This window comes from Leifsonia aquatica (assembly GCF_014190775.1).
GTDB lineage: Bacteria > Actinomycetota > Actinomycetes > Actinomycetales > Microbacteriaceae > Leifsonia > Leifsonia aquatica.
The window spans coordinates 176,086-200,509 of sequence record NZ_JACHVP010000002.1 but is presented as its reverse complement, the minus strand read 5'-3'; the positions used below and the strand labels follow the sequence as shown (position 1 = coordinate 200,509).

At 71.7% G+C, this 24,424-nt stretch carries 26 protein-coding genes; 15 read left to right on the top strand and 11 right to left on the bottom strand.

Annotated features, from left to right (window positions below; translation table 11 throughout):
- Positions 1-22: 22 nt before the first annotated feature.
- The 11 genes from hemE (at position 23) to hemL (ending at position 9,935) form a co-directional block, all read left to right on the top strand.
- Positions 23-1,159 (top strand): uroporphyrinogen decarboxylase, encoded by a 1,137-nt coding sequence (gene hemE, locus FHX33_RS10770; RefSeq protein WP_021757982.1) that lies wholly within the window; start codon positions 23-25, stop codon positions 1,157-1,159.
- The gene (hemG, locus tag FHX33_RS10765) at positions 1,156-2,736 is read left to right on the top strand and encodes a protoporphyrinogen oxidase (protein ID WP_183428494.1); all 1,581 of its coding nucleotides are present in this window, start codon (positions 1,156-1,158) and stop codon (positions 2,734-2,736) included. Before hemE ends, hemG begins: the two co-directional genes overlap by 4 nt.
- A 19-nt stretch (positions 2,737-2,755) precedes the next feature.
- Entirely contained in the window at positions 2,756-3,061 is a 306-nt protein-coding gene (locus FHX33_RS10760; protein WP_021762335.1) for a scorpion antimicrobial peptide, read from the top strand.
- 28 nt (positions 3,062-3,089) lie between these two features.
- Positions 3,090-3,500: a phage holin family protein gene (locus FHX33_RS10755; RefSeq protein WP_021762334.1), complete on the top strand. Its 411-nt coding sequence runs from the start codon at positions 3,090-3,092 to the stop codon at positions 3,498-3,500.
- On the top strand, positions 3,490-3,705 hold the full coding sequence (locus tag FHX33_RS10750; protein WP_021762332.1) for a DUF3618 domain-containing protein: 216 nt from the start codon (positions 3,490-3,492) through the stop codon (positions 3,703-3,705). The genes FHX33_RS10755 and FHX33_RS10750 overlap by 11 nt, the downstream gene beginning before the upstream one ends.
- Before the next feature lie 84 nt (positions 3,706-3,789).
- Complete coding sequence (hemQ, locus tag FHX33_RS10745) at positions 3,790-4,521, top strand: hydrogen peroxide-dependent heme synthase (protein ID WP_021762330.1); 732 nt, start codon at positions 3,790-3,792, stop codon at positions 4,519-4,521.
- Positions 4,518-5,696: a ferrochelatase gene (locus FHX33_RS10740; protein ID WP_021762327.1), complete on the top strand. Its 1,179-nt coding sequence runs from the start codon at positions 4,518-4,520 to the stop codon at positions 5,694-5,696. Before hemQ ends, FHX33_RS10740 begins: the two co-directional genes overlap by 4 nt.
- A complete protein-coding gene (gene hemC, locus FHX33_RS10735) occupies positions 5,693-6,694 on the top strand; it encodes a hydroxymethylbilane synthase (RefSeq protein WP_183428493.1) in 1,002 nt (333 codons plus the stop codon). Before FHX33_RS10740 ends, hemC begins: the two co-directional genes overlap by 4 nt.
- Positions 6,691-7,476, top strand: coding sequence for a uroporphyrinogen-III synthase (locus FHX33_RS10730; RefSeq protein WP_021760113.1), 786 nt, complete (start codon positions 6,691-6,693; stop codon positions 7,474-7,476). Before hemC ends, FHX33_RS10730 begins: the two co-directional genes overlap by 4 nt.
- Before the next feature lie 126 nt (positions 7,477-7,602).
- Positions 7,603-8,574, top strand: a complete 972-nt coding sequence (gene hemB / locus FHX33_RS10725) for a porphobilinogen synthase (protein WP_051336916.1) — start codon at positions 7,603-7,605, stop codon at positions 8,572-8,574.
- Entirely contained in the window at positions 8,571-9,935 is a 1,365-nt protein-coding gene (gene hemL, locus FHX33_RS10720; RefSeq protein ID WP_221209564.1) for a glutamate-1-semialdehyde 2,1-aminomutase, read from the top strand. The genes hemB and hemL overlap by 4 nt, the downstream gene beginning before the upstream one ends.
- Before the next feature lie 28 nt (positions 9,936-9,963).
- Here hemL and FHX33_RS10715 read toward each other — a convergent pair whose 3' ends face one another.
- The 5 genes from FHX33_RS10715 to FHX33_RS10695 form a co-directional block, all read right to left on the bottom strand.
- The gene (locus tag FHX33_RS10715; protein ID WP_021763034.1) at positions 9,964-10,194 is read right to left on the bottom strand and encodes a hypothetical protein; all 231 of its coding nucleotides are present in this window, start codon (positions 10,192-10,194) and stop codon (positions 9,964-9,966) included.
- Positions 10,195-10,222: 28 nt separating this feature from the next.
- The gene (locus tag FHX33_RS10710; RefSeq protein WP_021763035.1) at positions 10,223-11,479 is read right to left on the bottom strand and encodes a sugar ABC transporter permease; all 1,257 of its coding nucleotides are present in this window, start codon (positions 11,477-11,479) and stop codon (positions 10,223-10,225) included.
- A complete protein-coding gene (locus tag FHX33_RS10705; protein ID WP_021763036.1) occupies positions 11,476-12,315 on the bottom strand; it encodes an ATP-binding cassette domain-containing protein in 840 nt (279 codons plus the stop codon). Before FHX33_RS10705 ends, FHX33_RS10710 begins: the two co-directional genes overlap by 4 nt.
- 115 nt (positions 12,316-12,430) lie before the next feature.
- Positions 12,431-13,543: an ABC transporter substrate-binding protein gene (locus FHX33_RS10700; RefSeq protein WP_021763037.1), complete on the bottom strand. Its 1,113-nt coding sequence runs from the start codon at positions 13,541-13,543 to the stop codon at positions 12,431-12,433.
- A gap of 147 nt (positions 13,544-13,690) precedes the next feature.
- Positions 13,691-14,872 (bottom strand): ROK family transcriptional regulator, encoded by a 1,182-nt coding sequence (locus FHX33_RS10695; protein ID WP_021763038.1) that lies wholly within the window; start codon positions 14,870-14,872, stop codon positions 13,691-13,693.
- Between the two features lie 129 nt (positions 14,873-15,001).
- Here FHX33_RS10695 and FHX33_RS10690 point away from each other — a divergent pair, with 129 nt between their 5' ends.
- Complete coding sequence (locus tag FHX33_RS10690) at positions 15,002-15,388, top strand: hypothetical protein (RefSeq protein WP_021763039.1); 387 nt, start codon at positions 15,002-15,004, stop codon at positions 15,386-15,388.
- Between the two features lie 12 nt (positions 15,389-15,400).
- Here the strand turns inward: FHX33_RS10690 and FHX33_RS10685 are convergent, their stop codons facing one another.
- Entirely contained in the window at positions 15,401-15,790 is a 390-nt protein-coding gene (locus tag FHX33_RS10685) for a DUF1304 domain-containing protein (RefSeq protein ID WP_021763040.1), read from the bottom strand.
- Between the two features lie 24 nt (positions 15,791-15,814).
- Between FHX33_RS10685 and FHX33_RS10680 the strand changes: the two genes are divergently transcribed.
- On the top strand, positions 15,815-17,035 hold the full coding sequence (locus tag FHX33_RS10680) for an FAD-dependent oxidoreductase (protein WP_183428492.1): 1,221 nt from the start codon (positions 15,815-15,817) through the stop codon (positions 17,033-17,035).
- Positions 17,036-17,071: 36 nt separating this feature from the next.
- On the opposite strand, the gene FHX33_RS10675 is transcribed toward FHX33_RS10680, so the two are convergent.
- The 3 genes from FHX33_RS10675 to FHX33_RS10665 are packed head-to-tail and all read right to left on the bottom strand — an operon-like array spanning position 17,072 to position 19,343.
- On the bottom strand, positions 17,072-17,452 hold the full coding sequence (locus tag FHX33_RS10675; protein ID WP_039922237.1) for a DUF1304 domain-containing protein: 381 nt from the start codon (positions 17,450-17,452) through the stop codon (positions 17,072-17,074).
- 37 nt (positions 17,453-17,489) lie between these two features.
- Positions 17,490-18,512 (bottom strand): MDR family oxidoreductase, encoded by a 1,023-nt coding sequence (locus FHX33_RS10670; protein WP_021763028.1) that lies wholly within the window; start codon positions 18,510-18,512, stop codon positions 17,490-17,492.
- Positions 18,513-18,566: 54 nt separating this feature from the next.
- Positions 18,567-19,343, bottom strand: a complete 777-nt coding sequence (locus FHX33_RS10665) for an isocitrate lyase/PEP mutase family protein (RefSeq protein WP_039922234.1) — start codon at positions 19,341-19,343, stop codon at positions 18,567-18,569.
- Positions 19,344-19,388: 45 nt separating this feature from the next.
- Here FHX33_RS10665 and FHX33_RS10660 point away from each other — a divergent pair, with 45 nt between their 5' ends.
- On the top strand, positions 19,389-20,834 hold the full coding sequence (locus FHX33_RS10660; protein WP_183428491.1) for an LssY C-terminal domain-containing protein: 1,446 nt from the start codon (positions 19,389-19,391) through the stop codon (positions 20,832-20,834).
- A 34-nt stretch (positions 20,835-20,868) separates the two neighbouring features.
- Here FHX33_RS10660 and FHX33_RS10655 read toward each other — a convergent pair whose 3' ends face one another.
- Positions 20,869-22,452, bottom strand: a complete 1,584-nt coding sequence (locus tag FHX33_RS10655; protein ID WP_246397250.1) for a Na+/H+ antiporter — start codon at positions 22,450-22,452, stop codon at positions 20,869-20,871.
- 72 nt (positions 22,453-22,524) lie between these two features.
- Positions 22,525-23,466, bottom strand: coding sequence for an oxygen-dependent tRNA uridine(34) hydroxylase TrhO (gene trhO / locus FHX33_RS10650; protein ID WP_021765508.1), 942 nt, complete (start codon positions 23,464-23,466; stop codon positions 22,525-22,527).
- 160 nt (positions 23,467-23,626) lie between these two features.
- On the opposite strand from trhO, the gene FHX33_RS10645 reads away from it, so the two are divergent.
- Positions 23,627-24,406, top strand: a complete 780-nt coding sequence (locus FHX33_RS10645) for a polyprenol monophosphomannose synthase (RefSeq protein ID WP_021765509.1) — start codon at positions 23,627-23,629, stop codon at positions 24,404-24,406.
- Positions 24,407-24,424 lie beyond the last annotated feature (18 nt).

The following is a 24,424-nucleotide window of genomic DNA, read 5'->3' as shown; positions in this document are numbered from 1 at the left end:
TCCCCCCTGGCAGAATCAGGGGGTGACCGCACTCGCCCCCGCCCATCCCCTCGCCTCCGGCCTCACCGCCTCCAGCCGGCTCGTCCGCGCCTACCGGGCCGATCGTCCCGAGACCACGCCCGTCTGGTTCATGCGCCAGGCCGGCCGCTCCCTGCCGGAGTACCGCGAACTGCGCGTCGGCACGCGCATGCTCGACGCGTGCCTCGACCCCGCGATGGCGAGCGAGATCACGCTGCAGCCGGTGCGCCGCCACGGCGTCGACGCGGGCATCTTCTTCAGCGACATCGTGGTCCCGCTCAAGCTCGCGGGCGTGGAGGTCGAGATCCAGCCCGGCAAGGGGCCGGTGTTCGCGCAGGCGGTGCGCACGGCGGACGACGTCGACCGGCTGACCGCCGTCGACCCCGCCTCCCTCGGCATCGACGCGTTCGCCCCGATCGCCGAGGCCGTGCGGCTCACCATCGCCGAGCTGGGGGAAACCCCCTTGATCGGTTTCGCCGGTGCGCCGTTCACCCTCGCCGCCTATCTGGTCGAGGGCGGGCCGTCCAAGGACCACATCCGCGCCCGCACCCTGATGCACGCGGACCCCGAGGCCTGGGCTCGCCTGATGGCGTGGACAGCCGACATCACCGGCATGTTCCTGCGCGCGCAGGTCCTGGCGGGCACGAGCGCCGCCCAGCTGTTCGACTCCTGGGCCGGGTCCCTCTCACTCCACGACTACGTGCAGCACGTCGCGCCGGCGTCCGCCCGGGCGCTGTCCCATGTGCGCGACCTGACCTACGAGGTGCCCGCCGCCGAGGGCAGCGCGACGGGCGAGGCCGAGGCCCGCAACGTGCCGATCGTGCACTTCGGCGTCGGCACCGGCGAGCTGCTCAAGGCGATGCACGATGTCGGGGCCGACACGGTCGGCGTCGACTACCGCATCCCGCTCGACGAGGCCAGCCGCCGCCTCGGCCACGTGGTGCCGCTGCAGGGCAACGTCGACCCGGCGATGCTGGATGCACCGTGGGAGGTGCTGCAGGCCCACGTCGCCGATGTGCTCGAGCGCGGCCGCGACGCCCCGGCGCACGTCCTGAACCTCGGCCACGGCGTCCCGCCCGAGACCGACCCGACCGTGCTGACCCGCCTGGTCGAGTTCGTGCACGGCTGGCGGCCCGAATGAGCGAGGACGCGCTCGCCGACGAGATCCGGCACGCCGTCGAGGCGCCGTCGACCCGCATCGTCGTCGTCGGCGGCGGAGTCGCCGGCCTGGTCGTCGCACGCGAGTGCGCGCGGCCGGGCTTCGCGGTGACGCTGCTGGAGGCCTCCGGCCGCGTGGGAGGTTCCGTCGCGCCCCTGGAGCTCGACGGCCTCACGCTCGACGCGGGGGCCGAGAGCTTCGCCACCCGCGGCGGCCACGTCGCCGCGCTGCTGGAGTCGCTCGGCCTCTCGGACGACGTCGTGCAGCCGAACGCGGCGGGCGCGTGGGTGCGCCACGGCAGCCGGTCCGTCCCGCTGCCCAAGGCCGGTCTTCTCGGCATCCCGAGCTCCCCGCTCGCGCGCGACGTGGTGGCGGCGATCGGCCGCCGCGGCGCCTTCCGCGCCTATCTCGACCGGCTCAAGCCCGTGCTCAAGATCGGACAGGAGAAGCGGCTGGGCGCGCTCGTCCGCCAGCGGATGGGCGACAAGGTGCTCGACCTCCTGGTCGCCCCCGTCGTCACCGGCGTGTACTCCGCCAGCCCCGACGACCTCGACGTGGACGTGGTGGCGCCCGGGCTCAACGCTGCCCTGACCCGCCTCGGCTCCCTGTCCGGCGCGGTCGGCGAGCTGCGCTCGACGGCCAAGGCCGGCAGCGCGGTCGGCGGCATCCGCGGCGGGATGTGGCGGCTTCCGGCGGCGCTCGCCGACGACATCCGCGAGCGGGGCGGCTCCATCCGGGTGGACGCGCCCGTCGTCGCGATCGATCCGGTCGTCGCCCCCACGGAGGAGGAGCTCGCCGCCGAAGCCGTCGAGGCCGTGCTCGAGACCATCGTCTCCGGAGAGCTCGACGCCCTCCCTTCGGTCGAGGAGGCGGACCGCCCGGCGCGCTGGACCGTGCGCCTCGCGGACGGCGGGGAGATCCCCGCCGACGTCGTCGTGGTCGCCGCCCCCGCCGACCCGGCCCTCGACCTCCTGGCGACCGCCGATCCCGCGCTCGCCGAGCTGGCCGAGCTGGAGTGGCCCGCCGCGTCCAGCGTCGAGCTGGTCACCCTCGTCCTCGCCGACGACCGGCTGGCCGCGGCGCCGCAGGGCACCGGCGTGCTCGTCGCCGACACCGAGGACGCCGACGTGACGGCGAAGGCCATGACGCACTCGAGCGCCAAGTGGGCGTGGGTGGCGGAGGCCGCGGGGCCCGGCCACCACGTGGTCCGGCTCTCGTACGGGCGGGCAGGCCGGCCGGCCGAATCGCGCGATCTGGACGACGCGCGGCTGCGCGAGCTGGCCATCGCCGACGCGAGCCGCCTGCTCAATATTCCGCTGCGGGCATCCGATCTCGTCGCATTCGCCCGCACCCCCTGGACGAACGCCCTGCCCTATGCAACAGTGGGGCAGCGGGACCGCATCCAACGGGTCCGCGAGGGAGCCGACGCCATCGAAGGCCTCGAGGTGACCGGCTCCTGGCTGACCGGCACAGGCCTCGCCTCGGTCGTCCCGGACGCACGCCGGGTCGCCGAGAATGCACGGGGTCTACGCTGGAAGGCACTGACCGACAACCTGTAGGCCGAGCAAAGGGGACCACATGCGCGGAAAGCTTCTCTTCGTCACGGGCGCGGCGGTGGGCTACGTGCTCGGCACGCGTGCCGGGCGCAAGCGCTACGACCAGATGAAGGCGGCCGCGACCAAGGTCTGGGAGTCGCAGGGCGTGCAGAAGCAGGTCCACGCGGTCGAGGATTTCGTGGCCGAGAAGGTGGGCGAGCTGCCCGAGACGGTGTATGTCACCGTCAAGAAGTTCGTCGTCCGGGCCAACGAGCGCCGTCGCGAGTCGCGCGGCACGTACCCGTCGCCGGCCGCCGAAGCCGCACTGCGAGCCGAACGGGACGCCTGAGCGCGTCCGCCCGAAGGGAGTGAGCGGAATGACAGATCGTGAACGTGCAGGGTCGAAGTCCCTCGTCGAGCTGATCTCCGACCTGCCGCGGCTGCTGATCGAGCTCCTGAAGGCCGAGTTCGCCCACTTGAAGGCGGAGTTCGCCGCGAAGGCGAAGTATGCCGGGGTGGGCATAGGCCTCTTCGTCGTCGCGGCGGTGTTGCTGTTCTTCGCGCTCGGCGTGCTCGTCGCCGCGGCCATCCTGGGCCTGGCCGTCGTGCTCCCGGGCTGGGCCTCCGCGCTGATCGTGTTCGGCGCCCTGCTGGTCATCGCCGCGGTGCTGGCGCTGATCGGGGTGTCCTCGCTGAAGAAGATCCAGGGCGTCGCCCCGCAGAAGACCATCGACAGCATCAAGGAAGACGCCGACGCTCTGAAGGGACTGGGCAAGTATGACCACTGACCGCAGCGACGTCGACCGCGCCCGCGCCGAGCTGGCCGCGACCCTCGACGCCATCGAGTACAAGCTGAACGCCCCGAAGCGTGCCACGCAGCGCGTGAAGACGCTGGCCTCGCAGAACCCCCTCGCCTTCACCGGCGTCGTGGTGGGCGTGGCCGCCGCCGTCGGCGGGGTCGTCTGGGGCATCGCGCGCCTCACCCGGCGCTGACGCGCCTCCCTCACCGCCGGTGCCGCGCCGGCGGTCCCGTCGCGTGGTTTTGGCCTTCACAGGATTGAGAGAGAGACTGTGGGTATGAGTACCCCGGCTGCCGTACCGGCAGAGTCGACCGCCCCCGAAGAAACCAGCGACACTCCGACCGGCTTCGCCCTGTGGGCGGTGCTCCGGCGAGACCCCGCCCGTCCCGACGACCTCGACGGGACCGACGTGCCCAAGGCCGTCGCCGAGCTCGAGGGCGTCATCGCGGACATCACGCTGCAGGGTGTCACCACCCGCGGCCTCTACGACGTCTCCGGCCTGCGCGCCGACGCCGACCTGATGATCTGGCTGCACGGCCCCGATGCCGAGGGACTGCAGTGGGCGCTCCGCCAGCTGCGCCGCACTCAGCTGCTGAAGGCGCTGCTGCCCACGTGGAACGCGATGGGCGTGCACCGCGACGCCGAGTTCAACAAGGCGCACGTGCCCGGCTTCCTCCGCGGCAAGGAGCCGAAGGCCTGGCTCTGCGTCTACCCGTTCGTGCGCAGCTACGAGTGGTACCTGCTCCCCGACGAGGAGCGCGGCCGGATGCTCTCCGAGCACGGCCGCAAGGGCGCCGCGTTCCGCAGCGTGCTGGCCAACACCGTCGCGTCGTTCGCGCTCGGCGACTACGAGTGGATCCTCCCGCTGGAGTCCGACGAGCTCGTCGACCTGGTCGACCTGATGCGCGACCTGCGCCAGACCGACGCCCGCCTGCACGTGCGCGAGGAGGTCCCGTTCTTCACGGGCCGCCGCGTCGAGCCGGCCGAGGTCGTGGAGGTGCTCCAGTGAGCGCCGAGACCACCGCGCGCGTCCTCGGCGCGACGCCCGCCGCCGCCGACGGCCCCGAGCACGTCACCGAGCCGGTCGCGTACGACGCCATCCTGCTCGCCGGCTTCGGCGGTCCCGAGGGCCAGGACGACGTCATCCCGTTCCTCCGCAACGTCACCCGTGGCCGCGGCATCCCCGAGGAGCGGCTGGAGGAGGTCGCGCACCACTACCGCCACTTCGGCGGCGTGAGCCCGATCAACGACCAGAACCGCGAGCTCAAGGCCGCGCTGGAGGCCGAGCTGGCCTCCCGCGGCATCGACCTGCCCGTGCTGTGGGGCAACCGCAACTGGGACCCGTACATCGAGGACGCGCTGAAGGAGGCGCAGGAGCAGGGCTTCACGAAGCTCATCGCCATCGCCACGAGCGCCTACTCCTCGTACTCCAGCTGCCGTCAGTACCGCGAGGACTTCGCGCGGGTCCTGGAGGAGACCGGCCTCGAGGGCACGATCCAGATCGACAAGGTCCGCCAGTTCTTCGACCACCCCGGCTTCGTCGAGCCCTTCATCGAGGGCGTGAAGAACGCAGTGACCGAGCTGCAGGAGAAGATCCCCGGCATCGACCCGGCGACCGAGATCCGCATCCTCTACTCGACCCACTCCATCCCGTCGACCGACGCGGCGAAGTCCGGGCCGGCCGAGCGCGGCTTCGGTGAGGGCGGTGCCTACGCGGCTCAGCACCTCGCGGTGGCCGAGGTCGTGTCGCAGGCCGCGACCGGCGGTGTGATCGGCTGGGATCTGGTCTACCAGTCCCGCTCCGGGCCGCCGTCGATGCCGTGGCTCGAACCCGACATCAACGACCGGATCGCCGAGCTGCCCGCCACGGGCGTCAAGGCCGTCATCATCGTGCCGCTGGGCTTCGTGAGCGACCACATGGAGGTCCTCTGGGATCTCGACAACGAGGCGATGGAGAGCAGCGAGGAGAACGGCCTCGTCGCCGTCCGCGTGCCCACCCCCGGCACGCACGCGAAGTACGTGAAGGGTCTCGTCGACCTGGTGCTCGAGCGCCGCGACGGCGTCCCGGTGGACCAGCGCCCCGCACTGACGGACCTCGGGCCCTGGTACGACGTCTGCCGCCCGGGCTGCTGCGAGAACGTGCGCCTCGGCTTCAAGCCCGCCGCGGCCGGACTGGCGCCGTGAGCGGCTCCGTGCGCCGTGCCGAGGGCCCGGCCGAGCGTCGCGACGGCGTGCTGCGCGTGGGGACACGTGGCAGCGCGCTCGCGGTCGCGCAGACGACGGCGGTCGCCGAGGCGATCGCCCGCGCGACCGGCCTGGACGTCGAGCTGGTCACGATCACGACGCACGGGGACACCTCCCGCGAATCCCTCTCCGAGCTGGGCGGCACCGGCGTCTTCGCCACCGCGCTGCGGGAGGCGCTGCTCGCCGACGAGTGCGACCTCCTGGTCCACTCGCTGAAGGACCTCCCGACCGCCGCAGCCCCGGGCCTCGTGATCGGCGCCGTGCCCAAGCGGGCCGACGCCCGGGACACCCTGTGCGCGCGGGACGGGCTCACCTTCGAGTCGCTCCCCGAGGGTGCGCGCGTCGGCACCGGCTCGCCGCGCCGCATCGCGCAGCTGAAGTCCGCGCGTCCGGATCTCGAGGTCGTCGACATCCGCGGCAACGTCGACACCCGGCTCGGCCGCGTCGCCGAGGGCGATCTCGACGCCGTGGTGCTCGCGGCCGCCGGTCTCGGCCGCCTCGGCCGTCTCGACGCCGTCACCGACTACTTCGCCCTCTCCCAGATGCCGACCGCACCGGGACAGGGGGCGCTGGCCCTGGAGGTCCGCGCCGGCGACGAGAAGGGCCGCGGGCCGATCGCCCGTGCCCTGCACGCCGTCGACCACGTCACCACCCACGCCGTCGTCACCGCGGAGCGCGCGGTGCTCGCCGGACTGCAGGCGGGGTGCGCAGCCCCGATCGGCGCGACCGCCCTCGTCGACGACGGCCTGCTGTTCCTGACCGCCTCGGTCTACCGTCCCGACGGTTCCGAGCGGATCACCGCATCCCATGCCGCGACTCCCGAATCCCTCAGCGCCGGCCACCTCGACGAGGCCGCGCGCGACGTGGGGGAGCGGGTGGTCTCCGAACTGCTCGGCGCGGGGGCCGCCGGCCTGGCCCCCCTGGGGAGTACCCGATGACCCAGCCGTCCGCTGCACCCAAACCCCTCGCCGGTTGGCGCGTCCTCGTGCCGCGCGGCGGCCCGTGGGGAGACTCGGTCGCGGCGGACCTGCGCTCGAAGGGCGCGTCCCCGCTCGTCGCGGCCATGATCAACTTCGCTCCCACGGCGGACGCGCCCGCCCTGGAGCGCGCCCTGGAGCGGCTCGCCGCCGGCGAGTTCGACTGGATGACCGTGACCAGTGCGACCACGGTCGACGTGCTGAGCTCCCAGCGCGTCGTCGTGCCGTCGTCGACCCGGATCGCCGCGGTCGGCGAGACCACGGCGGCGGCGCTCGCGGCCGCCGGCTACAAGGTCGACCTCGTGCCGTCGGAGGACAACTCGGCCCGCGGCCTCCTGGAGGAGTGGGAGGCGGCGACGCAGGGCGTCGTGCCGCTGCGCATCCTGACGCTGCGCTCCGAGATCGCGAAGCCCTTGCTCACCGAGGGCCTGCGCCGGATCGGGCATGACGTCGAGTCCGTCGTCGCGTACCGCACCGTCGGCGTCTCGGTGCCCGAGAACGTGGTGACGGACGTGCACGACGGGCTCGTGCAGGCCATCCTCGTCACCAGCGGCTCGGTCGCCGAGCAGGTGCAGCTGCAGCTCGGCCCGGTGCCCGAGTCGACCCTCGTCGCCGCCATCGGCCCGCAGACGGCCCGCGACGCCCGCTCCTTCGGCCTGCGCGTCGACGTCATCGCCGAGGAGCGCACCGCCGCCTCCCTCATCGACGCCGTCGTCGACGTGGCCCGCTCCCGCGCCTCCTGACGAGCCGACATTCGTGCCGAATCGCGGCTTTGACGTCGCGAAACCCGACATTCGTGCCGAATCTCGCGGGGCTCGCGCCGGGCTGGCGCACAGCCGCGCAGGCGTAGGGTGGTGAGAGTGAGTGAGCTGCATCCCGTCATCCGCCCGCGTCGCCTCCGGCAGAGTCCGGCCCTCCGCCGCCTGACCGCGGAGACGCGGCTCCACCCGGCGGAGTTGATCCTGCCGATGTTCGTGCGCGAGGGCACCTCCGAGCCCGTGCCGATCGGCTCGATGCCCGGTGTGCAGCAGCACTCCATCGACTCGCTGAAGCGCGCCGCCGTCGAGGCGGCCGAGGCCGGCGTCGGCGGCGTGATGCTCTTCGGCGTCCCGGAGACGCGGGATGCCGTGGGCAGCGCCGCGACCGACCCCGAGGGCATCCTCAACGTCGCCACCCGTGCGCTCGTCGCCGAGGTGGGCGACGCTCTCGTCGTGCAGACCGACCTGTGCCTCGACGAGTTCACCGACCACGGCCACTGCGGCGTGCTCGACGACGCGGGTCACGTGGACAACGACGCGACCCTCGAGCGCTACCGCGACATGGCGCTCGCCCAGGCGGAGGCCGGCTCGCAGCTGCTCGGCCTCTCCGGGATGATGGACGGTCAGGTCGGCGCGGTGCGCGAAGCGCTCGACGCCGTGGGCCGCCACGACGTCGTCCTGCTCGCCTACGCGGCGAAGTACGCCTCCGCGTTCTACGGCCCGTTCCGCGAGGCCGTCGACTCCCAGCTCTCCGGCGACCGCCGCGCGTACCAGCAGGATCCGGCCAACCGCCGCGAGGGCCTGCGCGAGGCGCGGCTCGACCTCGACGAGGGCGCCGACATCCTCATGGTCAAGCCCGCGCTGAGCTACCTCGACGTGCTCAGCGATGTCGCCTCCATCAGCGACGTGCCGGTCTGGGCCTACCAGGTGTCTGGCGAGTACGCGATGGTGGAGGCCGCTGCCGCGCACGGCTGGATCGACCGCCGCCGGATCGTTGAGGAGACGCTGATCGGCGCCCGCCGGGCCGGAGCCGACGCCATCATGACCTACTGGGCGACCGAGGTCGCGGGGTGGCTGCGATGAGCGACGTGCAGGGCGCAGACATCCAGGGGCTCGCCGACGGCGCCGCGCTCGGCGACGTGAACCTCGCGCAGTTCGAGCGCGCGCAGCGCGTGATCCCGGGCGGCGTGAACTCGCCCGTGCGCGCCTTCCGCTCCGTCGGCGGCACACCGCGCTTCATGGTGTCGGCGCAGGGTCCCTACATCACCGACGCGCAGGGTCGCGAGTACGTCGACCTCGTCGCGTCGTGGGGCCCGGCCATCCTGGGCCACGCCCATCCCGCGGTCGTCGCCGCCGTGCAGGAGGCCGCCGCCAGGGGGCTGTCCTTCGGCGCGTCCACGCCGGCCGAGACCGAGCTCGCCGAGGCCGTGCTCGGCCGCGTGCCGTTCGTCGAGAAGCTGCGCCTCGTCTCCACCGGGACCGAGGCGACCATGACCGCCATCCGGCTCGCCCGCGGCTTCACCGGCCGCCCGCTGCTCATCAAGTTCGCCGGCCACTACCACGGCCACTCCGACGGACTCCTCGCGGAGGCCGGTTCCGGTCTCGCGACCCTGTCTCTCCCCGGCTCGGCCGGCGTGACCGAGGCGACCGCCGCCCAGACCCTCGTGCTGCCGTACAACGACCTCGACGCGGTCCGCGCCGCCTTCGAGGCGAACGGCCCCGACATCGCCGCGGTCATCACCGAGGCCGCCGCCGCCAACATGGGCGTCGTCCCGCCGGACGCCGGCTTCAACGCCGCGCTCGCCGACCTCGCTCACGAGTACGGGGCCCTGCTCATCCTGGACGAGGTGCTCACCGGCTTCCGGGTCGGCGCATCCGGCTTCTGGGGCCTCGACCGCGGCTACACGCCCGACCTGGTGACGTTCGGCAAGGTCATCGGCGGCGGGATGCCGCTGGCGGCGCTCGGCGGACGTGCCGAGCTGATGGACTTCCTCGCCCCGACGGGCCCCGTCTACCAGGCGGGAACCCTCTCCGGGAATCCGGTCGCCGTCGCCGCCGGACTCGCGACGCTCGCGCACGCCGACCAGGCCGTCTACGACCGCCTGGACGCCGTCGCCGGGACCGTCTCCGTCGCCGTCTCCGACGCACTCGCGGCCGAGGGGGTCGCGCACCGCGTGCAGCGCGCCGGCAACCTGTTCAGCTTCGTCTTCGGCGACTTCGCCGCGGCACCGCGCACGTACGCCGAGGTGCAGACGCAGGAGGCGTTCCGCTACCGGCCGTTCTTCCACGCGATGCTCGACGCGGGCGTCTCGCTCCCGCCGAGCGTCTTCGAGGCGTGGTTCGTGACCGCGGCCCACGACGACACGGCCGTCGGCCGCATCCTGGACGCGCTGCCCGGCGCAGCCCGCGCGGCGGCGGCTGCCACGGCCGACGAGAGCGCCTAGCGGCGAGGCCGCCCGGCGCCGAACCCGTCTAGTCGTCCGCCGCGGAACGGGCGGGCGACAGCGTCTGCACGAAGCTGTAGGTGGCCGTCGCCGGCCAGCCCTCGGCGTCGAGCAGGGCGTAGATGTCGTAGATCCCGCTCCCGGAGGCGCTGCGCCGCAGGGTGCGCGGGGGCACGTCCGACGGTGCGCGCTCGGTCACCGTGCGCGGCGGCTCGCCCTCACGCAGAAGGCGGGCGCGGAAGGTGGTGGTGCGGGTCACCCGACCACCTTCTCACACCCGCCCGCGCCTAGGCTTGGCCGTGCGACGCCCTCGACCGGCGCGACAGCGAGTCGATGATGACCGCGAGCAGCAGCACGGCGCCGGTGATCATGTAGCGGTACGACGAGTCGAGATTCATCAGCGTCAGGCCGTTGGTGATGGACTGGATGACCAGGATGCCGAGCAGGGCCGACCAGGCGGAGCCGCGGCCGCCGAAGAGGCTGGTCCCGCCGATGACCGCCGCCGCGATCGCGTTCAGGTTGGTGTCCGTTCCACCGGATCCGGCGCCGACGGAGGCGAGCCGCGCGGCCGCGAGCAGGCCGCCGACCGCGGCGAACGTCGAGCAGAGGATGAACACGCTGATGAACACGCGGTTCACCTTGATGCCGGCGCGGCGGGCCGCTTCGACCGAGCCGCCGACGGCGAAGACCGAGCGGCCCCACTTGGTGCGGGTGAGGAGGTAGTTCATCACGATCACGAGCACGACGAAGAACAAGAACATCGCTCCCGTGCCGCGGTCCGTCGAGAGGTACCAGACCGCGATGCAGAGGCCGACGAGCAGCAGACCCGCCTTGAGCGCGACGGCCGCCGTCGATCCCTCCGACAACCCGGCGTTACGACGACGGACGTTGCGGCGCCAGTCGGAGAGGAACATCCCGCCGGCCGCGATCACCGCCAGCCCGTAGGCGGCCCACGGCGGGAGGAAGGTCTGCTGTGCGAACGAGACGATCCACGAGTCATAGGGGATGTTGATCGAGCTGTTCGGCCCGAGGATCCACAGCTGCAGACCCAGGAAGCCGAGGAGGCCGGCCAGCGTGATGACGAAGCTCGGCACGCCGAAGCGGGTGAAGAGCAGACCGTAGAGGTAGCCGATCACCGCGCCGGCGAGGATCGCGACGATCACGGTCGCCCACAGCGGCCAGTGGAGCTGGGTGAAGCCGACGCCGAGGATGGCGGCCGAGACTCCGCTCACCGAGCCGACCGAGAGGTCGATCTGGCCGAGCAGCAGCACCAGGACGATGCCGATCGAGATGGTGCCGATCGCGGCGCACTGCAGGGTGAGGTTCACCAGGTTGTTGGCGCTCAGGAAGTTCGGGTTGAGCACCTGGAAGACGACCCAGATGACGATGAGGCCGATGACGACGGGCAAGGAGCCGAGGTCGCCGCCGCGCACCCGGCGGCCGAAGCCGCGCAACGCACCACCGAGGCCTTCGTCGCGGATGAGGCGCTCGTCCTGCAGGTCGGCCGCGACCTCTGCGGGTGTCTCCGCTGTTGCCTTGCTCATGCGTCGGCCTTCCCTTCGCTGGTGCCGAGGACCGCGTCGGCATCGGAGCCGCGGCCGGCCCGGCGGCTCACGACGTTGTCGGTGGCGCCGGTGATGGCGGAGATGATCTCTTCGTAGCTGACGTCGGCCACATGGAAGTCGCCGTTGTTGCGGCCGAGCCGCAGCACGGCGACGCGGTCGGCGACGGCCTGCACGTCGGCCATGTTGTGGCTGATGAGCAGCACGCCGAGCCCGCGCTCGCGCAGGCGCTCGATCAGGTTGAGCACCTCGGCTGTCTGGGCGACGCCGAGCGCTGCGGTGGGCTCGTCGAGGATGACGACGCGCGGGTCGCCGATCAGCGAGCGGGCGATCGCGACCGTCTGCCGCTGGCCTCCGGAGAGGGAGGCGACGGCGATGCGGACGGAAGGGATGCGCGCCGACAGCTGCCGGAGCAGGCTCCACGACCGCTTCTCCATCTCCTCCTCGTCGAGGGTGCCGTGGGTGATCTCGCGGCCCAGGAAGAGGTTCGAGACGACGTCGAGGTTGTCGCAGAGGGCGAGGTCCTGGAACACCGTCGCGATGCCGAGCTCGCGCGACGCGGACGGCGACGGGATGCTGACCTCCTGGCCGTCGAACGTGATCGTCCCGGAGTCCTGCGGGTGCACGCCCGCCAGGATCTTGACGAGCGTCGACTTGCCGGCGCCGTTGTCGCCGACGAGGGCGACCACCTCGCCGGGGTAGACATCGAGGCTGATGTCGGTGAGCGCCTGCACGGCGCCGAAGCCTTTCGAGACGCCGCTCAGCGAGAGCACGGGCCGACGCTCGGTCCGCTCCTCCTCGGCGATCGCGGTTTCCATGGTCACGGCGTTCTCTCCTTCGAGGTGAGCTGGGTGGTTCGGGTCCATCGTAGGGCGGGTGCACACGGCCCTCCAGGTGCGTCGATCCGCATCTGGAGGGCCGTGCTGCCAGGTGTTACTTGATTCCGTACTTGTCGCACGCCGCCTTGTAGTCCGCGGTGCAGATCTTCGCGGCCGAGTCGGCCCCGTAGAACTCGTCCTTGACGACGGTGCTCTCGATGTTGTCGGTCGTGACCGCGACCGGCTTCAGGAGGAACGACGCGATCTTCGCGCCGCCCGCTGTGTCGACGCTCGTGTCACCCGCCGGCTTCTGGGCCTTGGTGAGTGCGATCGCGAGCTCGGCCGCCTTCTCTGCCTCCGGCTGGATGGCCTTGTAGACGGTCATGTACTGGTCGCCGGCGAGGATGCGCTGGATGCCCGCGAGCTCGGCGTCCTGTCCGGTGACCGGCGGGATCGGCGAGACGTTGGCCGCCTTGAGTGCGGCGATCGCGCCGCCGCCCGTGCCGTCGTTGGCCGCGTAGATGCCCTTGATCTGGCTGCCGAACTGCGTGATCTGGCCGGAGACCCAGTTCTGGGCCTGTGCCGGGTCCCATCCTGGTGTGTCGTACTCGGCGAGCACCTTGTAGCCGCTCGTGTCGATGACGCTGTGGGCGCCCTTCTTGAACAGGGTCGCGTTGTTGTCGGTCGGCGAGCCGTTGACCATCAGGATGCCGCTGCCGGCGGGGACGCCGTCCTTCTTGAGCTTGTCGACCAGGGCCGTGCCCTGCAGTTTGCCGACCTCCTCGTTGTCGAAGGAGATGTAGTAGTTGACGTCCTTGCTGTTGATGAGGCGGTCGTAGGAGATGACCGGGACGCTCTTGGCCTTGGCCTCGCCGACGATGGAGGCCGCTGCCTCGCCGTCGAACGGGTCGAGGACGAGCACCTTGACGCCCTGCGTCAGCATGGACTCCGCCTGCTGCTGCTGCTTGCTGGCGTCGCCGTCGGCGTTCGCGTAGAGCACCTTGCAGTCGGGGCAGAGGCTCTTGATCTTGGCCTCGAAGAAGGGCTTGTCGGCTGCTTCGTAGCGGGCGGTGACGGAGTCGGGGAGGAGAAGGCCGATCTGGGCCTTGGAGGCGTCCGCAGTGGAGGAGCTTCCACTCCCGGAGCCGTTCGAACAGGCAGTGAGACTGAGTGCTGCGAGGAGGACCGCGGATGCCGCGATCATTCCTCTCTTGGTGGCGATCTTCATTGAAAAACCTCCGGTTCGAGCCCGCCGTCCTTGGCGGCTGGGTTGAGTGTGTCAGGTGCGAGTCTTGGCGTCAATACTTGAAGTCAACGCATTCGATAACGGTTGGTCACGTTCGGGGGACGGTGGGGGACAGCGGGATGCGGAGGGTCAGAGCGACGCGCTCTGCGGCGTCAGCGAGACCCGGTCGACCGCGTACGCGACGGCGCCGAGCGTCGCCGCGCGCGTGCCGAGCTGGCCTTGCACGATGTCGGGCATCAGATCCTCGCCGACGATGATGGAGCGCTCGACCGCGTGGCGCATCGGGCCGAGCAGGAGCTCGCCCGCGCGGGCCAGCTCGCCGCCCACCACGACGCGCTCTGGGTCGAGCAGGTTGCAGAGGTTCGCGGTGGCGACGCCGATGTGCTTGCCGGCGTCGGCGATCGCGCGGATGCAGCGCGCATCCCCGGCCATGGCCTGCAGCACCACGTCGCCGAGCTTGAGGCTGCCGAGGTGGTCGCGCAGCTCGTCCAGGATGGCGGGGCCCCCGGCGATCGCCTCCAGGCAGCCGCGGTTGCCGCAGCGGCAGAGGGGCCCGTTCTCGCGGATGGTCGTGTGGCCGAACTCGCCGGCGACGCCGTTGTTGCCGCGGAACAGCTGGCCGTTCAGCAGCAGCCCGGCGCCGATCCCGTCGCCGATGTCGAGCGTGATCGAGTTGCCCTTGCCGCGTCCCGCGCCGAAGCGCGACTCGGCCAGCGCGGTCAGATTGGCCGCGTTGTCGACGAACACCGGGCGCTTCACCCGGCGCTCCATGGCGTCGGCCACGACCACGCCGTCCCAGCCGCGCATGATGCCGCTGCGGGCGATGGTCCCGCTCGCGCGGTCGAGCGGCGCCGGGAGGGCGATGCCGACGGCGAGGACCTCGTCACGGGAGGCCTCGACCGAGTCGAGCATGTCGCTCAGCAGCATCGAGACCTTGTCGAGCTCGTTGTCGGCGCGGTGGTCACGGGCGAGCGGCATGTGGTTCTCGGCGACGACGGTGTGCGCGACGTCGGCGAGCGCGACGCGCAGGTGCCGCGTGGAGAAATGGACGCCGACGACGAGGCCGAGGGCGTGCGCCAGGGTGACGTGCTGGGCGCGCCGTCCGCTGCGGATGCTCTGCGTGGTGTGCAGCACGCCGGAGGTCGACAGCTCCTTGACGATGTTCGACACCGTCGCGGGGGAGAGGCCGGTCGCGCCCGCGAGTTCGACCTGGGTCAGGCCGCCGTGCTTCTTGATGGCATCGACGATTCGAGCCCGGTTGGCTTCACGAAGTGAAGTCTGCGAGCCCGGAGTCCGTCTCTGGGTTGCCACGACGAGAAGGATACATGCAGCGTCGGCGCACGGACTCGTCGAGCGTCACCCGACGAGCACAACCCAAGGGTTATGGCTTTGTGAGGTTCGGCACTGCCGCACGACCCGAGGGCTTGGCAGGATAGAGGCATGGCCGACCTGTACGTGCACCCCGACCGCCTGGAGGTCCATCTCACGCGGGCCGAGAAGGTGCTCGCCCTCAAGCGGGACGACCTGGTCATCCCGCGTGACAGCATCCGTTCGGTCGCCATCACCGAGGACCCGTGGATCTGGATCCGCGGCATCCGCGCTCCCGGGGCGGCCGTGCCCCTCACGCTGTCGGTCGGCACGTGGAAGTTCCACGGCGGCCAGGACTTCCTGCTCATCAAGGGCAAGCAGCGCGCCGCGGTCGTGATCGATCTCGACGGCGAGGACTACTCGCGGGTGATCGTCTCGACGCCGCACGCCGCCAAGCTGGTCGAGGCGCTCCGCGTCGACGTCGACGACCTCCCGGCCGAGGGCGAGATCATCGAGTAGTGCGCTCGGCGGTCAGCCGGCCTGGGCGACGATGAAGAGCACGAGCCCGACGAGCGGCGGGAGGCCCTGCACCAGCGCCGCCAGCGGTTTACGGCCGCCGACGGTCAGCTGCACCACCGCGGCGAGCACCATGCAGGCGCACGTGAAGAACATCAGCCCGAACCCGACGTGCCGCAGGGTCGTCCAGTAGAGCACCAGGCCCACGATGGCGCCGCCCGCCAGGAACAGGTTGTGGAAGCCCTGCGTGTAGGCGAGCGGCCGGGTGACCTCGGCATCCCGTTGCGAGGCGACGCCGTAGCGCCGCCAGACGGACGGCGACGACCAGCCGATCGTCTGCGACGCGAACACGGCGAGGTGCACCACCGCGGCGAGGGAGACGAAGACGGACGCGACGATGGCCATGGCGGGAGGATACGCTGCGGAAGCATGGATGTGCTTCAGGCGGACTGCGTGATCTCCGGAGGCGGCCCGGCCGGCGTCATGCTCGGCCTCCTCCTCGCCCGCAACGGGCTCGATGTCGTCGTGCTCGAGAAGCACGCGGACTTCTTCCGCGACTTCCGCGGCGACACCATCCACCCCTCCACCATCGGCGTGCTCGGGGAGCTGGGGCTGCGCGACCGGTTCCTCGGCCTGCCGCACACGAGTGTGCGCACGCTCGACGCGGTGGTGAGCGGCACCCGGCTGCACCCGGTCGATTTCGCGCGCCTCGGGCCGCCGGACGACTTCCTCGTGCTGGCGCCGCAATGGGACTTCCTGTCCTTCCTCGCGGGCGAGGCCGCTCAGTATCCGGGCTTCCGGCTGCTGATGGAGACAACAGCGACCGGGCTGACCTGGGCCGACGGCGCGGTCACCGGGGTGACGGCGCGCGGCCCGGACGGCGAGCTCACGATCGCGGCAACGCTGACCGTTGCCGCGGACGGCCGCGACTCGGCGCTCCGGGAGGCCGCCGCGCTCCGGCCGCGCCGGTTCGGGGTGCCGATCGACGTGCTCTGGTTCCGGGTGCCGAAGCCGGCCGATCCGCCGCCGAGCACCCTCGCCTACCTCCGGCACGGTTCGATGGTGATCACGATCGACCGCGGAGACTACTACCAGACCGGCCTCATCATCGCGAAGGGCGGCATCGACCAGCTGAAGGCGGCGGGGCTCGACGCGTTCCGGCGGGCGGTGGAGGCCGCCGCGCCGTTCCTCCATGAGTCTCTGGCGACGATCGACGACTGGGAGCAGGTCAAGCTCCTGAGCGTGCAGATCGACCGGCTCGACCGTTGGTACCGGCGGGGCTTCCTCGCGATCGGCGACGCGGCCCACGCCATGTCGCCGGCGTTCGGGGTGGGCGTGAACTATGCCGTGCAGGATGCCGTGGCCGCCGCGAACGCCCTGGTCGCGCCCCTGCGCGCGGGGGAGGTCGACCTGCGGGTGCTCGACGGCATCCAGCGCCGTCGGCTGCCCCCGGTCGCGGCGATGCAGCGCATCCAGCTCGCCGCCCACCGCGGGATCGCCCGGCCCGGCGGCCCGGAGGGGCTGCCCGACCCGCTGCCTCCCGCGGTCAGGACGGCGCTCGCCGCAGGGACCCCGCTGCTGCAGCAGGTGACCGCGCGGGTGATCGGCCGGGGACTCCGGCCCGAGTCGGTGGCGCCGGAGCTGCGCTGACGCCGCTGACGCCGCCCCGGCGCACGCCGCCGCCGCTCAGGAGAGCAGCATCAGGATGAAGCCGATGAGCGGCAGCGTGCCCTGGGTGATCGACGCGCGCCAGTATCCCTTGCCGGTCGTCAGCAGCACGACCGAGGCGGCGAACATGCAGCCCATCGTGAAGAGGATGAGCGCCAACCCGGCCGGGTGCAGTCCGACGCCGTAGAGGATGAGGCCCACCACGGCGCCGATCGCGAGGAACAGGTTGTAGAAGCCCTGGTTGTATGCCATCGGCTTGGTGGTGTCAGCCGCCTGCTGGTCGGCGACCCCGAACCGCTTCCAGACGGTGGGGCGACCCCAGGCGACGCTCTCCATGAAGAAGATCGCGACGTGCAGGGCGGCGGCGAGCGTGACCACGACGGTGGCGAGGACGATCATGCCGCCCAGCATACGGGGAGGCTCCGCGGCGGCGGGCTCAGGCGCGCACGTCGACCACGGTGCGCCCGCGCAGCCGCCCGCCGAGGATGTCCTCCGCGGCGGGGATCGCGTCTGCGAGCGGGATGACCGTCGTCATCGCGGCGAGCGTCTCCTCGTCGAGGTCGAGGGCGAGTCGCCGCCAGGCCGTCTCGCGCAGCGCGGCGGGCGCCTCCACCGAGTTGATGCCGACCAGCGTCACGCCGCGCAGGATGAACGGGAGCACGGTGCCGGGCAGGTCGGGGCCCTGAGCGAGCCCGCACGCCGTCACGGTGCCGCCGTAGCGCGTCTGCGCGAGGGCGTTGACGAGGGTGTGACTGCCCACAGCATCCACGACGCCCGCCCAGCGCTGGCTCTGCAGCGGACGGCCCGGGTCCGAGAGCTCGGCGCGGTCGATGATCGTGGACGCGCCGAGGTCGGTCAGGTAGCCGGCGAGCTCCTCCGGCCGGCCGGTGGAGGCCGTCACGGGGTAGCCGAGCCCGGCCAGCACCGCGATGGCGACCGAGCCGACGCCGCCCGCCGCGCCCGTCACCAGGACGCTGCTGCCGCTCTCGCGGACCTCGTCCGGGTCCACGCCGTTGCGTTCGAGCGCGAGCACCGAGAGCATCGCCGTGAAACCGGCGGTGCCGATCGCCGCGGCCTGCGCGGACGCGATCGCGTCCGGGATGCGCACGAGGGCGTCACCGCGCACCCGCGCCCGTTCGGCGAGGCCGCCGTGGTGCGACTCGCCGATCCCGTCGCCGTTGAGGACGACCCGGTCGCCGGGCGACCAGCGCGGATCGTCGCTCGCCTCGACCGTCCCGACCAGATCGATGCCGGGGATCAGCGGGGACGTTCGGGCCACGCCGGGCCTGCCGCCGATGGCGAGGCCGTCCTTGTAGTTGAGGTCGGAGTACTCGACGGCGACGGTGACATCGCCCGGCATCAGGAACGCGTCGGTCACCCGCCGCACCTCCGCCGTGTGGGCGGTGATGGTGCCGCCCTCGATCTCCTGCTCGATCACGATCGCCCGGAAGTCGCTCATGGCTGCAGCCTACGCGGGGTCGTCCGGCGGTCGCCCCGGAGCCGTCCGGTCACGTCAGTTGAGGTCACGGGTGCCCTCCGGCAGCGCGCCGCCGGCGTAGATCGCCTGGGCCGCGTCCTGCAGCGCGGTGAGCGCCACGCGCTGGGTCCACGGGCCGTAGGAGACCCGGGCGACGCCGAGCTCCTGCAGTCGCGCCGGCGCGAGGGAGCCGGGCACCGCGATCACGCTGAGGGTGCGTTCGCCGAGGCCCGCCACCAGGGCGGAGACGGTGGCTTCGTCGAGCAGTCCCGGCACGAAGACGCTCGTCGCCCCGACGTCGAGGAAGGCCCGTCCGCGGCGGATCGCCTCCTCGGTCTTCTCCTCCACGGTGGGGAGTCCGTCGCGGATGAACGCGTCGGTTCGAGCGTTGAGCGCGAAGGGCACGCCTTCGGCCTCCGCCGCACGGACCGCGTCGCGCGCCACGGCGACGGCCTCGTCGAACGGCCGCATCCGGTCTTCCAGGTTGGCGCCGACGACGCCGACCCCGATCGCCCGGCGGATCGTCTCGCCCGCGTCGGCGTAGCCGCCCTCGAGGTCGGCGCTCACCGGCAGGTCGGTGGCGGCGACGATCCGGCCGACCATGTCGAGCATCAGGTCGAGCGGGATGTTCTCGCCGTCCTCGTACCCGAGGGTCGCGGCGATGGAGTGGCTGGCGGTCGCGAGTGCGCGGGTCTCGGGCAGCGCGGCGATCGTCGTGGCGGTGATCGCATCCCAGACGTTGACGACCTGGAGGAGTTCGGGGGCGTGGTGGAGGCGGCGCAGCTCGGTGCCGCGTTCGGTGATGGTGGCCATGACGCCACCATACGACCGCGCGCGTGCGACCTCTAGGATGGCCCCATGACCCAGCCGGTGGCGCCCAGCGAGGCGCCCCACGACGCCCCCGGCGAGGGACGCAAGACCCTGTCGGCGACGGGGCGCCGACTGTCGGTCAACGCCGTCGTCGACTACGCGTTCTTCCTCTTCGGCGGGGCGTCCGCGATCTGGCTGGCGTGGTTGGTCTTCACCGAGAGCTTCGGCTGGGGCTGGTTCCTCATCCTGTTCTTCGTGCTGTTCTGGCTCGTGCTCGCGTATCTGGTGCTGCCGCGGCTGCACCGCATCCTGACCCAGATCTACGTCCCCGACTACTTCATCGGCCGGGCGCGCACGAGCGACGGATTGCTCGGCGATCCCGTGAACCTGGCGCTTCTCGGGTCGGAGGAGCAGTTGGACGACGCGATGCGCGCGGCCGGATGGACGCGGGCCGACGACGTCACCTTCGCCTCCAGCCGCCGCATCGTCACCTCCACCCTGCTGCGGCGCAGCTACGACGAGGCACCGGTCAGCCCGCTGTTCCTGTTCGGTCACCAGCAGGACGTCGCGTACCAGCAGGAGGTGAAGGGCAACCCCGCCAAGCGGCATCACGTGCGGTTCTGGAAGTGCCCGGACGGCTGGCTCCTGCCGGGCGGCCACAAGGTGGATTGGCTCGCCGCCGGCACCTTCGACAAGTCGGTCGGGTTCTCGCTCTTCACCCTGCAGATCACCCACAAGATCGACGCCAACACCGACATCGAGCGCGACCACATCGTCAGCACCCTGCTCTCCGCCGACGTGGGGGTGGAGGTCGACGTCATCCGCGACTTCTCCACCGGCTACCACTCGCGCAACGGCGGCGGGGACAGCATCGAGACCGACGGCGACCTCCCCGTCATCGATCTGGAGCGGGTGCCCGTCGACGCCGAGGCTACGCGCGTGGTGCAGCAGGCGGAAGCGCGCAGGATCGCCCTCGCCGAGCGCCGTCCGGTCCCGATCGCGCTCGGGTTCCTGCTCATGCTGCTGCGGGTGGGAGCCGGCGCGCTCTTCATCGCCCTCACGATCCTCAGCTGGCGTGCCTGGGTGGGCTCGCTGTATGCCTCCGGAGACCTGGTCGGGGTCGATCGCCATCAGGCCGACGTCATCTTCGGTGTCCTGCTCGGCATCTTCGGTGCGGGGCTCGTCTTCTACTTCCTGCTCGGCCTGCTCGTCTTCTTCGGGAGCAACTGGGCGCGGATCGCCTCGATGTCGTTCAGCGCGATGCTGATCGTGTTCGCCGCCATCGACTTCTTCAACGGTGGCCCGCAGGTCTCGCTGCGCAACAACCTGTTCGGCCTGCCGCTCGACATCCTCGTGGTGCTCGCGCTCTCGTCCCAGCGGGCCCGTCAGTGGGCGCGCCGCCCCCGCGGCTCGCGCCGGGTCGGGACCGCGACGGCGGATGCGCAGGCGCTCGCCGCGGCGCGGGCGCCCGCGGACGACACGACGACCGCGTAGCCGCCTGGGCCGCGTGTCCGCGTAGGCGCGCGACCTACATCAGAGTCTTCTTGCCCGGCCCGGACGATTTGAGCGCCGCCTCCTCCGCGTCGAGGAACGCCAGCACGGAACGCACGGCCGGCTCCTGGTAGCGTCCCTCCGCGCGCGCGGTCAGCACGGCCTGCCGTTCGGCGGTGATCATCGTGCGGCGCAGGTGCCGGTACTCCATCGGGGTGTCCTCCGTCTCGTCCGGCGACGGGTTCTCCAGCGCGTCCGAGAGGAAGACGGCGTTGACCCGCAGCCGTTCGATCACCCGCTCGTCCTCGTTGCCCGTCACCTGCGTCTCCAGGTGCTCCAGCCCCGCCGTCTGCGCTTCGGCGAGCAGCCGCTGCATCTCGCTCGCCTCCTGCGCGAAGTCGGGGGAGGGCAGGTGGAGGCGGCGGATGACCCAGGGGAGGGCCAGCCCCTCCAACAGGGTTGCGACCACGACCACGAACGCGAGGAACTGCAGGAACTCCCGGTGCGGCGTCTCCTTCGGCAGCAGGAACACCGCCGCGAGCGTCACCACCCCGCGGATGCCGGCGAACGACACCGCGATCCCGGTCGGCCACGACCACCCGCGCTCGCGCAGCCGCCGGGGGCCGTACTTGTAGAGCGCGGTCGTGCCCACCATCCACAGGAACCGCGACAGGAACAGTGCCACCAGCACCACCGCGCTGATGATCACCGTCTCCCACACCGTGATGCCCGACCGGAACGCCCCGCTCAGGATGCTCGAGAGCTCCAGCCCGATGAACAGGAACACCGCGTTCTCGAGCAGGAACTGGATGGTGCGCCAGTTGATCGTCTCCGCGATGCGGGCCTCGGCCGTCTGGATGGTCGGCGACCGGTACCCGAGGTACAGGCCCGCCACGACGACCGAGAGGATGCCCGACCCGTGCAGGAACTGCGACGGGATGAACGCCAGGTACGGCGTGATGAGTCCGAGCGACGTGTCCAGCACGGGGGAGCGGAGCTGCTTGCGGATGATCGCCAGGACCCAGCCGACGGCGAGCCCGACCCCGATGCCGACCACGACCGCCAGACCGAACTCGCCCGCGATCGCCCACGGGTTGATCACGCTGACGATGGCCGCGATGCTCGCGTTCAGGGCCACGAGCGCGGTCGCGTCGTTGAGCAGGCTCTCGCCCTCGAGCACGGTCACGAGCCGGCGCGGGAGGTGACCGCGGCCGGCGATCGCGGTCACGGCGACCGTGTCCGTGGGCGCGACCACCGCCCCGAAGGCGAAGGCCGCAGCGAGCGTGATGGCCGGCACCACGAGCCACGTGGCGAATCCGACAGCGATCACGGTGAACGCCACGAGCCCGACGGAGAGCAGCAGGATGCCGTCGCGCCTGGCGCGGACGTCGACGATCGAGGTCTGGATGGCGGCCGCGAACAGCAGCGGCGGCAGCAGACCGTAGAGCACGACCTCGGGTTCCAGGGCGATCTGCGGCACTCCGGGGATGAACGACGCCACGGCGCCGACGACGACCAGCACCACCGGGGCCGACCAGCCGACGCGGCGGGACAGCCCGGTGACGGTGACCGTGACGAGGACGAACGACACGATCCAGACGATGGTGGCTACCGGATCCATGCTGTTCATGATGGCCGCAACGCGAAGCGGGCAGCAATGGTTCCCACGAGTCGGTGGAGAACCCGTTCGCCGTCAGCGATGGGGAGCGTCCGGTGCAGCAGTGCCGACAGCAGGGACGGCCGCAGTGCCATTCGCGTGCGCCGCGCACCGCAGCACATCGCACTCCTCGCAGACCACGAGCTGCTCGTGGCACGACGGGTCCGCGCAGTTGCGCATCCGGCTGGTCGCCGCACCGCATCCCGCGCACCGGCCGATCACCGCGGCCTCCTCGCCGAAGGTCACCGACCCGCGCCCGTCGAAGACGTACAGCGAACCCTCCCAGAGACCGCTGTCCCCGAACGCCTCCCCGTACCGGACGATCCCGCCGTCGAGCTGGTACACCTCCTGGAACCCGCGCGACTTCATCAGCCCCGACAGCACCTCGCAGCGGATGCCGCCGGTGCAGTACGTGACGACCGGCTTGTCCTTGAGGTGGTCGTACGCGCCGCTCTCCAACTCCGCCACGAACTCGCGGGTGTTGGCCACGTCCGGGACGACGGCGCCCCGGAACCGTCCGATCTCGGCCTCGAAGCGGTTGCGCCCGTCGAAGAACACCACGTCGTCGCGCGCCTCGATCAGCTCGTGCAGCTCTCGCGGGGCGAGGCGCTCGCCGCCGCCCACGACGCCGTGTTCATCGACCCGCAGCTCGGCGGGTGCGCCGAAGGACACGATCTCCTCCCGCACCTTCACCGACAGCTTCGGGAAATCGAGGCTGCGTCCGTCGGCGTCGAGACCCGAACCACTGCTCCACTTCGCGTCCAGCTCCCGGAATCCGGGGTACTCGCGCGTGGAGCGCAGATACCGCTTCACGGCATCGAGTTCGCCCCCGACTGTGCCGTTGATGCCGTCCTTCGAGATGAGGATGCGGCCGCGCAGCCCGAGCGACGCGCAGAGGTCGCGCTGCCACAGCCGCACCGCCTCCGGATCGGGGAGCGGTGTGAACGCGTAGTAGAGCAGGATCTTGGGCACGGGCACCTGACGATGGTAGGCGACCCGTGCCGTGAGAGGCCCGTCCGCCAGCGGCCCGCGCGCGCGAAACTGCGAGCGTCGGAAGTTTCGTTCGCCAAGTGTTCAGCCAGTTCGGGCAAGGTGGGAGTAGCCTCCACGGCGCGCACTTCGGCAGAAAGGCGGTTCCTTGCGAACCATCGTCATCATCCCCACCTACAACGAGCGGGAGAACGTGGGCCCGATCGTCGGTCGGGTGCGCGCGTCCGTCCCCTCGGCCGAGGTGCTCGTGGTGGACGACAACTCCCCGGACGGCACGGGCGAGATCGCGGACGCTCTGGCGGCGACCGACGCCAACGTCCACGTGCTGCACCGCGCCGGTAAGGACGGCCTCGGCGCCGCCTATCGCGAGGGGATGCGCTGGGCGCTCGACGCCGGCTACGACCGCATCGTCGAGATGGATGCGGACGGCTCGCACCGCCCGGAGGAGCTCTCCCGCCTGCTCGACGCCCTGCGCGGGAGCGAGCCCGGAACGGGCGCCGACCTCGTGCTCGGGTCGCGCTGGGTCCCCGGTGGCGGCGTCGTCAACTGGCCCGCCCGCCGCCGACTGCTGTCGCGGGGAGGCAGCGCCTATTCGCGCATCGCGCTCGGGGTGCCGGTCCGTGACGTCACGGGCGGCTACCGCGCCTTCACCGCCGACGCGCTCAGCCGCATCCACTTCGCAGACGTGGAGAGCCAGGGGTACTGCTTCCAGATCGACATGCTGCGCCGCGCCTATCGTGCGGGGCTCTCGGTCGCCGAGGTGCCGATCACGTTCGTCGAGCGCGAGCACGGCGCGTCCAAGATGACCGGCGGAATCGTCGCCGAGGCGATGCTCCGCGTCACGGGATGGGGGATCAGCGGACTCCCCGCGCGCTTCCGCCGGCGTCCCGCGCCCGCCGGGATCTCCGAATCCGCTCAGCGCGTCTGATCCTCCGGCCCACTGCGC